This window comes from Rhizobium aureum, from assembly GCF_030182495.1.
Classification (GTDB): domain Bacteria; phylum Pseudomonadota; class Alphaproteobacteria; order Rhizobiales; family Rhizobiaceae; genus Rhizobium; species Rhizobium tropici_C.
Genome location: NZ_JAQJCI010000034.1, coordinates 14,908 through 28,240, shown reverse-complemented (window position 1 = coordinate 28,240; position 13,333 = coordinate 14,908). Strand labels below are relative to the sequence as shown.

General features: G+C 55.9%; 13 protein-coding genes and 1 pseudogene. 9 read left to right on the top strand and 5 right to left on the bottom strand.

Going from position 1 to position 13,333, the window contains the following annotated elements; all coding sequences use genetic code 11:
* On the top strand, nt 1–239 hold a 239-nt coding region (locus PH552_RS33190; protein WP_285166528.1), incomplete at its 5' end, for a DDE-type integrase/transposase/recombinase.
* Between the two features lie 265 nt (nt 240–504).
* Here the strand turns inward: PH552_RS33190 and PH552_RS33185 are convergent.
* Both PH552_RS33185 and PH552_RS33180 read right to left on the bottom strand, forming a co-directional pair.
* Nucleotides 505–2,256, bottom strand: coding sequence for a putative bifunctional diguanylate cyclase/phosphodiesterase (locus PH552_RS33185; RefSeq protein WP_113251506.1), 1,752 nt, complete (start codon nt 2,254–2,256; stop codon nt 505–507).
* Nucleotides 2,257–2,626: 370 nt separating this feature from the next.
* Nucleotides 2,627–2,995, bottom strand: coding sequence for a DsrE family protein (locus PH552_RS33180; protein WP_113251505.1), 369 nt, complete (start codon nt 2,993–2,995; stop codon nt 2,627–2,629).
* 283 nt (nt 2,996–3,278) lie between these two features.
* On the opposite strand from PH552_RS33180, the gene PH552_RS33175 reads away from it, so the two are divergent.
* Both PH552_RS33175 and PH552_RS33170 read left to right on the top strand, forming a co-directional pair.
* Nucleotides 3,279–4,232, top strand: a complete 954-nt coding sequence (locus PH552_RS33175; protein ID WP_162737065.1) for an AraC family transcriptional regulator — start codon at nt 3,279–3,281, stop codon at nt 4,230–4,232.
* 465 nt (nt 4,233–4,697) lie between these two features.
* Nucleotides 4,698–5,448 (top strand): annotated as a pseudogene (locus PH552_RS33170) (IS110 family transposase).
* A gap of 502 nt (nt 5,449–5,950) precedes the next feature.
* Here the strand turns inward: PH552_RS33170 and PH552_RS33165 are convergent.
* A complete protein-coding gene (locus PH552_RS33165) occupies nt 5,951–6,484 on the bottom strand; it encodes a hypothetical protein (RefSeq protein ID WP_113251503.1) in 534 nt (177 codons plus the stop codon).
* Nucleotides 6,485–6,570: 86 nt separating this feature from the next.
* Nucleotides 6,571–7,437, bottom strand: coding sequence for an MBL fold metallo-hydrolase (locus tag PH552_RS33160; RefSeq protein ID WP_285166663.1), 867 nt, complete (start codon nt 7,435–7,437; stop codon nt 6,571–6,573).
* A gap of 174 nt (nt 7,438–7,611) precedes the next feature.
* Between PH552_RS33160 and PH552_RS33155 the strand changes: the two genes are divergently transcribed.
* From PH552_RS33155 to PH552_RS33140, 4 genes are all read left to right on the top strand, one after another.
* Nucleotides 7,612–8,235, top strand: coding sequence for a TetR/AcrR family transcriptional regulator (locus tag PH552_RS33155; protein WP_350223722.1), 624 nt, complete (start codon nt 7,612–7,614; stop codon nt 8,233–8,235).
* Nucleotides 8,236–8,663: 428 nt separating this feature from the next.
* Nucleotides 8,664–10,106, top strand: coding sequence for an amidase family protein (locus PH552_RS33150; protein WP_113251500.1), 1,443 nt, complete (start codon nt 8,664–8,666; stop codon nt 10,104–10,106).
* Nucleotides 10,107–10,162: 56 nt separating this feature from the next.
* Entirely contained in the window at nt 10,163–10,648 is a 486-nt protein-coding gene (locus PH552_RS33145; RefSeq protein ID WP_113251499.1) for a DUF302 domain-containing protein, read from the top strand.
* A 63-nt stretch (nt 10,649–10,711) separates the two neighbouring features.
* Nucleotides 10,712–11,284 carry a TetR family transcriptional regulator gene (locus PH552_RS33140; RefSeq protein WP_113251498.1) on the top strand — a complete coding sequence of 191 codons (573 nt, stop codon included), beginning with the start codon at nt 10,712–10,714 and terminating at the stop codon, nt 11,282–11,284.
* Between the two features lie 212 nt (nt 11,285–11,496).
* Here the strand turns inward: PH552_RS33140 and PH552_RS33135 are convergent, their stop codons facing one another.
* Nucleotides 11,497–11,724 (bottom strand): hypothetical protein, encoded by a 228-nt coding sequence (locus PH552_RS33135; RefSeq protein ID WP_113251497.1) that lies wholly within the window; start codon nt 11,722–11,724, stop codon nt 11,497–11,499.
* Between the two features lie 517 nt (nt 11,725–12,241).
* On the opposite strand from PH552_RS33135, the gene PH552_RS33130 reads away from it, so the two are divergent.
* Together PH552_RS33130 and PH552_RS33125 are read left to right on the top strand one after the other, a co-directional pair.
* Nucleotides 12,242–12,766, top strand: coding sequence for a DUF4189 domain-containing protein (locus tag PH552_RS33130; RefSeq protein ID WP_113251496.1), 525 nt, complete (start codon nt 12,242–12,244; stop codon nt 12,764–12,766).
* Between the two features lie 98 nt (nt 12,767–12,864).
* Nucleotides 12,865–13,314, top strand: a complete 450-nt coding sequence (locus tag PH552_RS33125) for a hypothetical protein (protein ID WP_113251495.1) — start codon at nt 12,865–12,867, stop codon at nt 13,312–13,314.
* Nucleotides 13,315–13,333 lie beyond the last annotated feature (19 nt).

Here is a 13,333-nt window from a genome sequence, read left to right as displayed (position 1 = left end):
TCGAGCATCGATCCCACAAGGGTCTCAACAACCGGGCGGAGAATTCCCATCAGCCAGTGCGACAGCGAGAGCGGATCATGAAGCGTTTCAAGTCACGGCGACAGTTGCAGCGCTTCGTCTCCATTCAAGATCCGATTGCCAACCTCTTCCACATCCCACGACACGACATTTCCGCCGGCCACCATCGCGAACTACGCGCCGTTGCCATGAACATGTGGGCGGAGATCGCTCGCATATAATCGGCAGGTCGAGCAGGGAGGCACCCCGTCGCCTAACCGACGTTAAGTTTACGGTGTCGGCCAACGTCCTCCATGAACGTAGGAATGTCATGTAGCGATGAAGCATGGGCTGAGACTACCGCTCGATGAAACGGCCCATCGATTGTAGTTAGTCTCTGTCGATCAATAATCAAAAAGGCCCGAGCACACATGGCTCGGGCCAATTTCTTGTGCGGCAGCACGGGAGGAGAATGCTGCGGCTATCATTGAAATTAAACTCCGATGGTTAACGATTGGCGAATACTCTAGGAGGAACACGCTCGGAATGTTGATCAGAAAGGCGCGGCGCTATCAGCGCTGCCGCTTCGGGTCGCCCAAACGCATAGCCCTGCAGAACATCGGCGCCCAGCTCCGCCAATATTGTGGCATGCTCCATCGTTTCCACGCCCTCTGCAACGACAGTCATCTCCAGCGCTCTGGCGATATCGATAAGTGAACTGATCAGCCGCCGTTGGGTTTTACTCCCAAGCACCGGATTGACGAGGTGGCGATCGATCTTAACGCGCTCAGGTCGCAGTTCGACCAAGCCAATTAATGAAGCATGCCCCGAACCGAGATCGTCGATTTCAATCTCGATGCCGAGCTGACGAATAAGCTCGATGTTCTCCTTGACCTGACTGCTGAGCGTGTCGAGGAAAATCGTCTCGATGAGTTCAAAGCTTATCTGACCTGGAGGTATAGCAACGGACCGCAGCCTGTCCGGAAGCCCCGGATCCGCCAAACGGGCCGCTGAGAGGTTGACGGAAACGCGGGGCACGTTGAACCCAGACAGTTCCCATCGCTTGATGTCAAACAGAACACGATGGAGAATGGCGTCATCAATAGATGCCATCAACCCGTTCGCCACTGCTACGGGAAGAAAGGCGGCAGGCATTATCAGGCCGTTACGGCTCTCCCAACGCGCCAATGCCTCCAATCCACAAATTGAGAAAGTGCGCGCCTCGACTTGCACCTGGTAATAGGGCACGATCTCACCGAGTCCCACGGCATTGCGCAGGTCCTGAAGCAGCTGTTTTTCCTCGCTGAGTTTTTCTGCCAGGGACGGTGAGAATACCTCATCTCGATTGCGGCCATCGTTCTTTGCGGCGTAAAGCGCTATGTCCGACGATGCCAGCAGTGTGGCGATCTCGGGACCCTGCGCATGGGCAATTCCTGCCGACAATTCAACTTTGATGGGCTGTCCACCACCCAGATCAATTGGCCTGGAAAGTCCCTGGCGAACTAACTGAAGCAAAGTTCCTGCCCGTTGGACATCGCATTGCGGCGAAAGGATAGCAAATTCATCGCCTCCCAGACGAGCGGCAATCTCATCCCCGGTTACAACACCGGACAATATCGAACCAACGTGCCGGAGGACAGCATCTCCTCCTGCGTGACCGAACCGATCGTTAATCTCCTTGAAGCGGTCGATATCGATATGACAAAGAGCCGCAGTATCGAAGGCGCCTGTGGCGAGTTTCGCGAATGCTTCATCAAAGGCGCGACGGTTGGTCAAGCCCGTGAGATGATCGTGCTCGGCGGCGAATTTGGCTTCAGCTCTGCTTTTCTCCGCAGCCTGGCGTTCATAGGCCAATTGTTCGTTGCGTAACACATCCTCCGTGACGTCCCATTCAGCGCCGATAAAGCATTCCTCACCTTTGCCGTCGACAAAATACTTGGCCCGAGAACGAACGTGTCGTATCTCACCATTGGGCCTGATGATGCGAAACTGAGAGGCGTAATCGCTCTTATTGGCGATTGCATCTTCGAAAATTGCACTCGCCAGCGGGCAATCCTCGGGATGGACACTGTCGAGCCAGACAACATCGAGTTCGCCCTTTTTGACGCCATACAATCGTTGCAGCTGTTCGTCCCAACGAGTCTGGTTTAACCGTAGATTATGCTGCCAGATACCAATCCCTGACGCCTCCAGCGCTACGTCCAGCTGCCGTAAAAGGTCCTCAAGCTCATTCTTTGTCCACGCGAGTTTGCTGCGCATATCGTTCCCCTGCCAACGAGTATCGCCTGCACCGATTATGAAAAACTAAATCAGGAAAGAAAAAAGCCGCTCCCAGGCAGGAATTTAACGGCCGACAGCCTTGGACTCACGTCCGGACATTATTGGGAGGGTTGCGTAGCTATCAGACGGATACTTTTCCTTTACAAGCAGAGAAAGCATAAATCGCGGGTTTCGGAAAAATCCGGACACCTCGCCAGTGGAACGGCCGCGCAGTTGAATGAAGGCGGCAACTTCCTCTTGTTCGGCAATCGGTTTGCTCTAGAGAGCGAAGGGGCGTTAATGCCGGAGTGACCAGTAGTTGCCGGTTATTGATGACGGCTTGGAAACGTAGTTGATGCCGCGTTACCGTTCAGAAAGAGAGGGTGGCGGCACCGTCTTTGATCGCCGCGTGCATGAGGCTGGCGCCGGTGATTATCACGCCATCCAACAGGTCCGCTTGGTCATAGCCGCGAGAGGCGACACAAGGCGTGCAGGCCCAAACGCCGCCGCCCCTCTGCATAAAATCGTCAATCAATTTTGCCAGAGGATCGAGCGGCGCCACCTGCGTCATCGTCTGTCCGCGTTTCCGCAGAAGGTCGATACCGGTGCTCGTCAGGAATATGCTGACATCGAGGCCAGCGGTAATCGCCCCGTTCGCGATCGTAAACGCCACCGAGGACAATTCGGATTCGATGCCTTTGGTGATCATGATGACGAGTTTCTTGTTGGTTTCGGCCATGGAAGTTTCCTTTCAGGTTGTTGCACAGAACCTTAAAAGGCGATGGTATCTGGGTCTTTGGCCGAAATGCCGCTTGAATTGATCGATTTTCCACCGTTGATATTAGGCATGAGTGAACTACGCTGCCTGGACGGCTGACGGCCCAGGGAAATGCCCGTTGCGTTGTGCTGTATAATAAAACCACGTCGTGTAACCGTTCGGCAATCTGCAGTCATGGCCGATGAAAAAGCGGGGCGGAACCGTTCAAGTCTTTGAGCTAACGCTTCCACAGGAGCTTCGAAGAGTGGAGCAGGCAAACCTTCAGTCGCTCATGAGCGAGGCGCTGCGCCGGGTCCGCATCACGGAAGCCCTTCAATATTGCTATATGCCATCGGGCGATTGGGAAACCGATGCTTCACCGGCGTCTTACAGGCCAAAGGACGCCATTGGATTTCACATTCTTTGCGGCGGATCCTGCTGGATTGAATTCAACGGTCGACGCACCACCCTACGCGAAGGCGACATAACGGCATTTCCGTTTAGCAGCGCGCATTTTATCGGTGCGGGCACGGGAGGGCAGATCTTCGATCCCGGCGGGGCGCTACCGCCACCGCCCTGGTCCGAGACGCCGATCCTACGCTTCGGCGATTCCGATCGCGTCGTTCGCTTTCTCTGTGGCTATGTCCGTTGCGAGGCAATGCACTTTCTGCCCTTTCGCGAGGCACTGCCGGAATTCATTCACGTCTCCACCGCCAATGAGGGCGACTGGCTCAACGGGGTCGTCTCGCAAATCGTCCACGAGGTGGACTACCCGCACAATGGCGGAATCGCGATCCTGGAGCGCCTGACCGAGATCGTATTGCTTGAAGTCCTACGCCGACAGCTCTCCGCCGCGCCAAACCGCACGACCGGTTGGCTGGCTGCTATTCGGGATCCGATCGTCGGGAGATGCCTCCAGCTCATTCATCGCGATCCTCTCTATCCATGGACGTTGAAGGACCTGATGAAGGAAGTGGGTGCTTCCCGAAGCGTTCTTTCCGAGCGCTTTCAGAACATTCTCGGTTCCGGGCCGATCGCCTATATACGCGATTGGCGGCTTTTCCTTGCAAGAGAGCAACTGCTCCAGGGAGATAAGACGATCAGCATCATCGCGTTCGACGCGGGATATTCCTCTGAAGCCGCGTTCAACCGCGCCTTTGTCCGCGCGAATGGGATGCCGCCCGCCGCGTTTCGAGCCAACCAACGCAAGCCCGCCTGAGCGCTTCGGGTCGCTTGTTACTTCGTGATGACAAATTGCCTGTTTAATTGCTCCAGATTGAAGGCACGGCTTCGACCCGTCACCGCGTTCTCCTCGGTAGCGCCGGGCGCCTTTCGGTTCAAGCCGGACCCCACGCAATTGAAATCTCTGCTCTTGAAGGGTTTTGAACCAGCGATCCGCGCGCTTAATGCGCTAAGCGATTGAAAACCCGATCTGTTGATTAAGCGGAGCGTTGTTGTGGCGAAGGAGTTGGAATGTCCGCTGTGGTGCAAAGTTAAAATGTCACCTTGAGCTGCCACACGGCACGATGGCCAGCCCCGATCTGACCGTCTGATCCGGTTGCAAGATCAGATCGGGGCGGGTGAGGTGCACCTCTTCGGCTTTAGATCCCATGAGGAGTGAACAGCGGCCGCCGCTCTGGCAGAGTGAGGTTACATCAAAACACTCGCTCAGGAGGAGCAGTTTATGGAACCTGCATCCATTCATCCGACCGCTGTCCGCACCGATCTTGGCGCAATTTTTGTGTCATTGAACTGAGCCGATCGACCTGGTTGATCACTTTGTTGTCGCCAGGCAGCAGCGATAAGATGTCGAAGCATGTAGTGGCCTGTGGCAATGTAGCCGAGCTGCTGGATCGATTTGAGCAGCTACAACAGAAGGCGCGGTTGAGAACAGGGAAGTTATTTCCCATCGTGACGATCCAAGAGGCAGGATTGGACGGCTTCTGGATACACCGCGTGCTGGAGGCTCACGGCGTCGAGAGTTACGTCGTCGACGCAGCTTCGATCGCGACTTCCCGTCGACGTCGGCGTGCCAAGACTGACAAGATCGATGGAGAGGCCCTGACGCGCACATTGCTCGCGTTCAAGCGCGGCGAGCCACGCGTATGTGCGATGGTCAGAGCGCCAGATCCGAAGGACGAAGATCGGCGTCGGATTTGCCGGGAACGCAAAGTTTTGATTGCTGAGCGGGTCAGGCATGTCAATCGCGTGAAGGGGCTACTCTTTGCTCAAGGCGTCAGTGGCTATCAACCGCTCCGCAAAGCAATCAGTCAGCATCAGCGCTCAGCCGTTGGTTTGTGGATCGAGTTCAGTCGAATGGTGGACGCTTAAAGAAAGCCGCGATAGTTGCCCTGGCGCGCAAACTCCTTATCGCGCTGTGGAAGTTTGTCACCGCGGGTGTTGTCATCGAGGGGGCTGTCATGAAGACCGCCTGACGACCAAAAAATTACTGAACACACAAATCTTCCAGGACTGATCACTCCTGGCGGATCCAGGTGAGCGAACCGCCTCAAAGTCGGGCTTCAAATGCCGCGCTTTAGATTGGTCCCGTTCTCCTGAGCCTTGCCGCTACGCAAGCGGGATAATGGTGCTGCCGGACAAAACGGCGACCGTATGTGAGTTTGAACCGGTGACGGAAACGTGCCGCGTCAAGCAAGGTGGCTCAGACCATGGTTCGATACGAAATTGAAGGGGCACGTGCAGCTCATATTGTTTGGCGAATTCCATTTCAGTTGCCCTTTGCGATGGACCAAGCGATCAGCTCAAAATACCACAGGCTTACTTCCGCAAAAGAGATCAGTGTTGGGCGGGAAAAGGCGCAAACCAGGACCGAACTCACCACCCATTCGTTCCACTCGGCGGGAATGCGCCCGATGTTTCTGCCGTTTGATCTAGAAGGAGGCTCAAGGCTGACCGATACGACAGGTCAATGGCCTACTATCCCCGATGAACGGCCCCAGGCGCAGGGCTTGCCGGTATGGGCAATATGATTTCCGAGGCGACCTTCCAGTCCTTCACGACTTTCTTCCAGGTGATGATCATAAGGAATGGCTTGGGCGTTCCGTCCTGTCCAGCATAGGAGACGGTGATGTCCATAGGCGCATAGGATTCCGCGACATCGGGGGTCAATCCAATGATCTTAAGCTTCGAGAGATCGGGGGTCAGCACGACGGGACCCGAGGCAGCTATATCGTGCAGTTTCCGATCGATTGCATCATTGCCCCAAAAGCCTGCCCAGTTTCCTTCGGATGGAATGGCACTCTTCGCGACGAGAAGAGCGGACGGCGATTGCCAGAACATCGTGTGCAGGCTGCTGATGTCATGCTTGTTCGCCAGCTCCATGAGCTTATTGAAGCGCGATTCGATCGTGCTGATGGTGCGGCTGTCCAGCCGGTCCTTATTGTTCGCCGAAGCTGCAGTCGCGAAAATAGTCGCAAGAGTAACGGTAACTGCCAAGAGTATATTTTGCATTGGATATTCTCTTTTCGAATTGAGGTAATTGGACGTGTCTTGGATCGCAGGGAGAGGCGGTCACGACGACCTACCCGTCTCCAGCCTCAAGCCTGCTTCTTCGCAATGTTCGCCGCTCCCCAGAGCGAGCCCACATTGATGCGATTGGAATAAAGCTGCAGCATTGCATCATAGAGTTCGCGCGCAGTCGTCGTCGCATCGTTCAGGCGATTGAAGTCGTGGATATATTGCCGCGTCTCGCCGATAATGCGCGGGTCGTCGGGATTTTCCGGTACCTTGTGTCCTGCAATCACCGTGAGGGGGGCAAGGGCTTCAAGCCTATCCAGCGCAGAAATCCATTCGAGCCTGCTTTCGGTGTTGGTTTCTCCGAGATAGGGATGAATTCCGTTATAGACGACGTCGCCACCAACGATCAGCCCCGCCGACGGGACATGAAGGCACGTCGACTTCGCCGTATCTGTCCATCCGGCGTTCACCGCCACAAGCTTGTGCCCTTCCAATTCCAGCTCATTGTTTTCCAAAGGTTCAGCCGCAAGCAGCCGATCGGGGATCTGTCCTGGAAAAAGCCTGCGCCAAAAGTTCTCGACTGATGCCGGGGACAAATGTTCGCGCATGGCCTCGACCACGGCGGGCGTCGCGACCGCCCTGGCTTTCGGAAAACGTTCAAGCAGTGGTGCCAGTCCGAAGAAGTGATCGCCGTGCCCATGAGTGACATAGATGGCGGTCAGATTCTTGCGGCTGGCGGCAACCCAATCCGACAGCGTCTGTGCCTGTTCGATGGTGAGGAAGGTGTCGACCAGGACGGCGTCGTGTTCGCCGTAGATCAGCGTTGATGAATTCGCCACCCACATCAGCTCTTCGTGGCCGGGCGGCACATCGCGACTGAGCCCAGGGCGTTTGATATTAAGGGTCCTCCAGGAAAGTCCATCGTCTGAGGGTGGAGTTGTGGTCATGGTTCTCTCCATGATTTGAGGAAGGCGGCGGTTGTCGCTTCGAATAGCGTGGACACGGCTCCACAGCTATGCTTCAGGCACGGCGGGATGCTCTGTAGGAGATTGCGTTTCTTGACACCGGCTCGCTAGGTGCTACTAATTATAAGGTGACCGGTCGGAATTAATTAGTCAAGGATGTATCGGATGAAATTTTCGTCAACCGGCCGGAGGGGCCCAAAACCAAAGCCCGGCATCCGCGATAACCTAGTTCAGGCAGGTTTGCAGATGTTTCATGCCGACGGATATGCCGCGACAGGTGTCCAGGGCATTGCCGAGAGTGTCGGCGTCCCAAAGGGATCGTTTTACAATCACTTCGCCAGCAAGGAGGTTTTCGGCGCCGAAGTCCTCGATGCCTATTTCGATCGAAATGAAGACAAGCTGCGCAGCATGCTTTGCGATGCGACAATTGCTCCCCTCGCCCGCTTGGCGGGTTATTTTGACGACAGGATCGACGCATTCAGGGCAGCCGGCTTCGTGAGAGGGTGCCTTCTCGGAAATATCAGCGCCGAGGTCGCGGATCACAGCGCCCTGATGCGCGAGCGACTTTCAATGCATCTCGGATCGTGGACGCAGCTTTTTGAGGGTTGTATCGCACAGGCACAGGATGAGGGAACGGTCGCTCGTGCCGTGCCTGCGACGCTTTTGGCCCGGTTTGTGTTGAACAGTTGGGAGGGCGCATTGCTGCGCATGCGGGCTGAAAAAAGTGATGAGCCTCTACTCGATTTCAAGTCGGTCGTATTCGATATTCTCCTGAAATAGCGCGCTGACCTCTGGCCCGCCCCCACGTACGTGTGAGGCGTCCAAATTGCAGGGTGGCGCACAGGACGTTTTGCAACCATTTGGTCGGACATCATGGGCGCAGATGCCGCCAGGGTCCTCCCTTTGCTCAACCCTGCCTGCCATCAAAGGCTATGCAAGCTTGTCTCGCGTCATAGCTTGACGACACTTTCAACAGAAATCTTCGCATCTCTAGCACTATCCAGCACCTTTCATCGGGAGCGTGGCGGAATAGCAGCCCCTAAAATCGCGCTCACGGAAGCACATGAGTTCATCGCCTCAACGGCTTATCTGAATAAATTCGACCGCTCTTGAATTACGATCATAATTCTATATTATGACTGTAATCTAATTGGCTGACCCTCTCATCCAGTGGGCGGCGGAATCAGACACTCAAAGAGGGATCTCTCATGCAAGCGGAAGTAATTTCAGGCGAGCCGATCGAAACTGGCTTTACGGCGGTCGGCGTCGCGCAGGCTGCTCGGGCAATGAGCGACGGCGACTTCTCAGCGGAAGCCTACGCCGAAGCCCTCATGGCGCAGGCGCGGGAGAAATCGGACCTCAAGGCATTCATCACGATCGATGAGGAGGCCGTCATTGCGGCGGCACGCGCTGCGGACAAGGCACGAACTGCTGGCGCGTCCACCCCCTTACTTGGCGTCCCTCTCGGTGTGAAGGACAGCTACCTGACGAATGGGCTGCGCACGACGCTCGGCGTCAGCAATATGAAAGACTTCATACCCACTCACGATGCGGGTGTGGTCGGTGTAGTCAAACAGGCCGGCGCAATCGTATTCGGCAAGAATAACCTCGTTGAAATGTCCTATGGCTTGACTGGAGACAATCGTCCTTACGGACAGGTTATAAATCCCCACGCCCTGGACCGGGTTAGCGGTGGGTCGTCGAGCGGATCGGCCGCGGCTGTAGCCGCGGGAATTGTTCCTGCAGCCTTCGGAGGAGACACTATTGGTTCGATCCGCGTACCGGCATCGCTGTGTGGAGTGGTGGGATTCAAGCCGACAACGGGACGTTGGCGGCGCGATGGTGTCGCGCCGATTTCTCATGTTCTCGACACGACCGGTATTTTCGCTCGCTCGGTCGAAGATTGCCAATTGATAGATCAGGTCGTTACCAAGGCTACACCATCGGCGGGGCTTGTCCCCGGCGATCTTAAGGGAGTGAGGTTTGCATATGCTCCGAAGCAATATCTCGACCTCGTCGACGCCGATGTCGAAGCGCGGTTCTACGAGGTTGTGCGTCGACTGCGCGATGGCGGAGCTGAAGTTATTGAGATCGATTTTGGCGAGGAGTTTGCGGCGCTCGCCAACACAACGACCTGGAACCTTTTCTTCCGTGAAACCAGGGAAGCAATCGTCGACTTTCTTCGGGACAACGGTATTCCAACCTCGTTTGAAGAAATCTACGACGACCTGAAGCCGGGTTTGAGGGACGTCTGGCAGCATCTGGTGCTGCCGACGGGATCCAAATGGCTGGCTGCGGATGCCTATCACAAAGCGCTCACCACCGACCGGCCACAAATCCAGCGCCTGTTCACCGAGGCCTTTACGAAAAGCGGTGCTGAGGCACTTATTCTGCCAACGACCCCGTGCACGGCGCCGGAGATTGGCAGGGAAAATGAGTTCCTGATCGGCGGCAAGCAAGTGACCTTCGCGGCGCTGGCGAAAAACACCATTCCGGCCAGCGGAGCTGGTCTCCCGGGCATCAGCCTACCGATGGGCAGAGTGAGCAACAACCTTCCAATCGGCCTTGAGATCGATGCTCCCGCTGGTGGCGATCGTCGCCTGCTGACGTTAGCTCGCCGAGTTGAAGCGCTCTGTATTTCGTCTCTTTGAAGCGCAAACGCAGTCGAGGCGGCGCGCTTCGACCCACCACTGAAAAGGTTAAGCAAATGACGACTACGACAGACATCAAGACGATCAGCATCGACCATGTCACGATCCGTTCCGGGAAAGATTTCAGTGCCGTCAGGTCAAAGCTGGAGTCGCTTATCCCTCGCATTGATGACGGTATTTTCACCCTCTTGCGTTATCGGCAAACAGAGCGCGCGCTTCAAGAGCTGGAGGCTCTCCCATCTCTCTCGATTTTCGGCTTCAGGGATCATGGTGCGCTTCTACAGGTGGCAGGTCTGGAACGTCAGTCGGTCCAGTACGACATTGGAAATCCGTTGACGGCATCGAAGATGACGCGGCATCGCATATCTGCGGGCCTCTACGCACCCGTCCGAGTCCTTCTGCGCGAAGACACGGGCGGCGTTGCGTTTGAATATGATCGCCCGCTCACCACCTTCGGTCAGTTTGAAAATTTGCAGGTGGGCGAAATCGCCCAACAGCTCGACCGAGACCTGCTGGTTGCTCTTGAAACGGCAGCCTCCTGACGTATGAGAACAGTGTGCGGATTGACATAGATTGCATGACGAGGGCACGTCGGGAGACAACGGATGCGGTTTGAAAAAGGACATAAGGAAACCACGCGGCGTCGAATTGTCGAGGTCGCGGCCAAGCGATTCCGCGGCGATGGCGCGGCAGCCTCCGGCTTGGCCGGGATCATGACAGAGGCCGGGTTAACAAATGGCGCGTTCTATGCTCACTTCGATTCCAAAGAATCCCTTGTAAAAGAAGCGATGGTAACCGCGTTGACGCATCAGCGCGAAATTCTGGACAAGGCTCTGAACGACCAGTTGGGTCTCGAAAGCATCATCCGCAACTATCTCAACATCGATCATATGCTCGGACGCGAAAACGGCTGCCCATCGGCTGCGCTGTTGCCCGAAATCGCAAGACAGCCGGAACCGACCCGCGAGGCTTATGGAGTTGAACTGGGGAAATATACGGAATCTCTGGCATCGAGACTTCCCTCTTCGTCTTCTTCCCCGGCTCGCGAGAAGGCGAGAGCGATCTTTGCGCTCATGGTCGGCACCCTCCAGATTGCCCGGGCTATTTCCGACCCGTCGGAAGCGGCAGCTCTTTTGGAAGCTGGTGTCCAAGCAGCACTTACTCTGGCGAGGTCTTAAACCCGCCTTCGGGTCGGCCAGAATTGGGAGATCCGGTCCTTCACGCAGTCGTTAGTCTCTAATGCTCTTGAAGGGATTGGAACTCACGACCCAGTTATTCCGAATTCCCTCTGAAACTGAATTGCTCCGCAAACCAAGTAGTTAACCTGCTTGCGGTGGCTTTTAGTGCCGGCGAACGAACCCAAACCGCAAATGCGGACTCCGCTCGGCTGTCAGGCTTCAATCTCGGGCGGGACTGGCACGATTTCTCCCGTGGTCATGTATACGATCGCGTCGCGCGGTGCCGAGGTTGCCCGAAGGTAGCGCTGCAACTGCTGAACATATGCATCCCGGTGTAGTTTGGTGTCGCGATCACTTTTCCAGTCCAGAACCTCCAAGACCTTACCGTCCTCAATAGCGATCGCATCAACACGGCCAGCGAGAAGATTGCCGGGGTCCAACTCACTCCAGACAGAGAGCTCCGGTACGAGCAAAGGGAGGAGATGCTGCACACGGGGAGCCGAAACGTCTGTAGCGCTGTGGCCGCGAGTTCGGGGCTCCGTGGGCAATTTCTGACGATGACAGTCTGAGCTACGGTAGTGTCATCTGCGTATACAATCCTTCTTCGCACTAATGGACGACGAGATGGACGAACTGAAGCAACTGCGTCAAAGACGCCCGCCGCTCTCCCACAGAGTGGAACGACTTTCTTGACGCCTTTGTCGACGACGACAAAGAGCTTGTCGCCCCCATCAAAGCAAAATCTCTGCGGTAGCAATCGGGCAGTTACCATCGATGTCAACGAAACGCCGCAATCGAAACTCGATTGCTCGGAAGTCAGCCTTGTCTCTTCCTGTCTAAAATCGGTGTAAGCCTGTCCGAATTTCACGAACCCAAGAGCGGTGCGGGTGGTATCACCTGTACCGAGTCCATATCAAGCTGACGGCTATATACCTATTGAGCTATCGACATACCTACATGACAAGATCGTTGTTCGCGGCAAGTGTCCTCGTGTTGGCAAGTTTTCTATCCTCAGGTTCGGACGCCGGTGCGCAATGCGCCGCAGGCATACCAAGCGCCGGCAATCCTGGCTGCATACCGCCATCGGCGCCAAACTCTCCATACAATCCATCAGACGATTATCCCTTGCCAAGTGGGCCTGACGATACCGTCCCGCCAGAATGGCATGATAGTTGGGGCGCGGTTACTATGGATGAGGGAACGGGAAGTGCTGGCGAAGCACGTAACCAACTGAGTAAAGCGGCTGCCACGGACATGGCAATGCAGCAATGCCGAATTGGCGGGCAGCACTGCAAAGTCATTATCGCCTACTACAATCAATGCGTCGCGATCGCGCGGGTCAAAGGACGAACTGGGTTTTTCATTGCCGCGAGCAGGGCGTATCAGAGCGACGCCGACCGGTATGTGATGTCCGAGTGCCGTAGCCATGGCGCTTGCGAGATCGTCTATCGTGCCTGTAGCGACGCAATTCGGATGCAATGATCCGCGTAAGACCGTCTTTCTGCTTCTCGGTGCTGCCGCCCTGCGTCGATGACAAATTATGGCTTTGGAATATCGTTCAGTGCATACATGGAGGACGAATGTATAAGACGCTTGCTTTGGCCGGCTTGACACTGGCCATCGCCGGAAGTCCGGCCTGGTCTCAGATCTATGGTGAGGACGGTTTGGCCAAGGTGATCCACGACCTGTCGACGATGGAGGACGCTGATCTGAACGTCCATTCCCCGCGGACCGCTAAATTTATGGCGACCGTTTTCGACGGGGAGATCAATGATTGCAGCAGCAGCTCACGCCGTCTTTGTTCCTATCAGAGCGACGCAGAGACAGTGCCCGATCTTTATGTGGGTATCAGGAATGACCGGATCGAAAGCGTGATCCTGTTCGATACGAAGAAAACGTTGGGTCCGAAGTGGACGTGCCATCTGCCACCGGGGGCCACCATGAGCTTGTGCGTTCGCTCAAACCTTTCCCCCGCAGAACGGGAGCGGGTTATGTCCGCCTGGAAAGGCGCCGCCAAGGGTCAGAATTAATGCGCGATTAGGATAAGGC

Coding starts and splice junctions, on each gene's coding strand:
- PH552_RS33160 (WP_285166663.1), bottom strand. CDS start 7,437: ATGACCACAACTCCACCCTCAGACGATGGACTTTCCTGGAGGACCCTT.
- PH552_RS33140 (WP_113251498.1), top strand. CDS start 10,712: ATGCGGTTTGAAAAAGGACATAAGGAAACCACGCGGCGTCGAATTGTC.
- PH552_RS33145 (WP_113251499.1), top strand. CDS start 10,163: ATGACGACTACGACAGACATCAAGACGATCAGCATCGACCATGTCACG.
- PH552_RS33155 (WP_350223722.1), top strand. CDS start 7,612: ATGTATCGGATGAAATTTTCGTCAACCGGCCGGAGGGGCCCAAAACCA.
- PH552_RS33185 (WP_113251506.1), bottom strand. CDS start 2,256: ATGCGCAGCAAACTCGCGTGGACAAAGAATGAGCTTGAGGACCTTTTA.
- PH552_RS33130 (WP_113251496.1), top strand. CDS start 12,242: ATGACAAGATCGTTGTTCGCGGCAAGTGTCCTCGTGTTGGCAAGTTTT.
- PH552_RS33180 (WP_113251505.1), bottom strand. CDS start 2,995: ATGGCCGAAACCAACAAGAAACTCGTCATCATGATCACCAAAGGCATC.
- PH552_RS33125 (WP_113251495.1), top strand. CDS start 12,865: ATGTATAAGACGCTTGCTTTGGCCGGCTTGACACTGGCCATCGCCGGA.
- PH552_RS33165 (WP_113251503.1), bottom strand. CDS start 6,484: ATGCAAAATATACTCTTGGCAGTTACCGTTACTCTTGCGACTATTTTC.
- PH552_RS33150 (WP_113251500.1), top strand. CDS start 8,664: ATGCAAGCGGAAGTAATTTCAGGCGAGCCGATCGAAACTGGCTTTACG.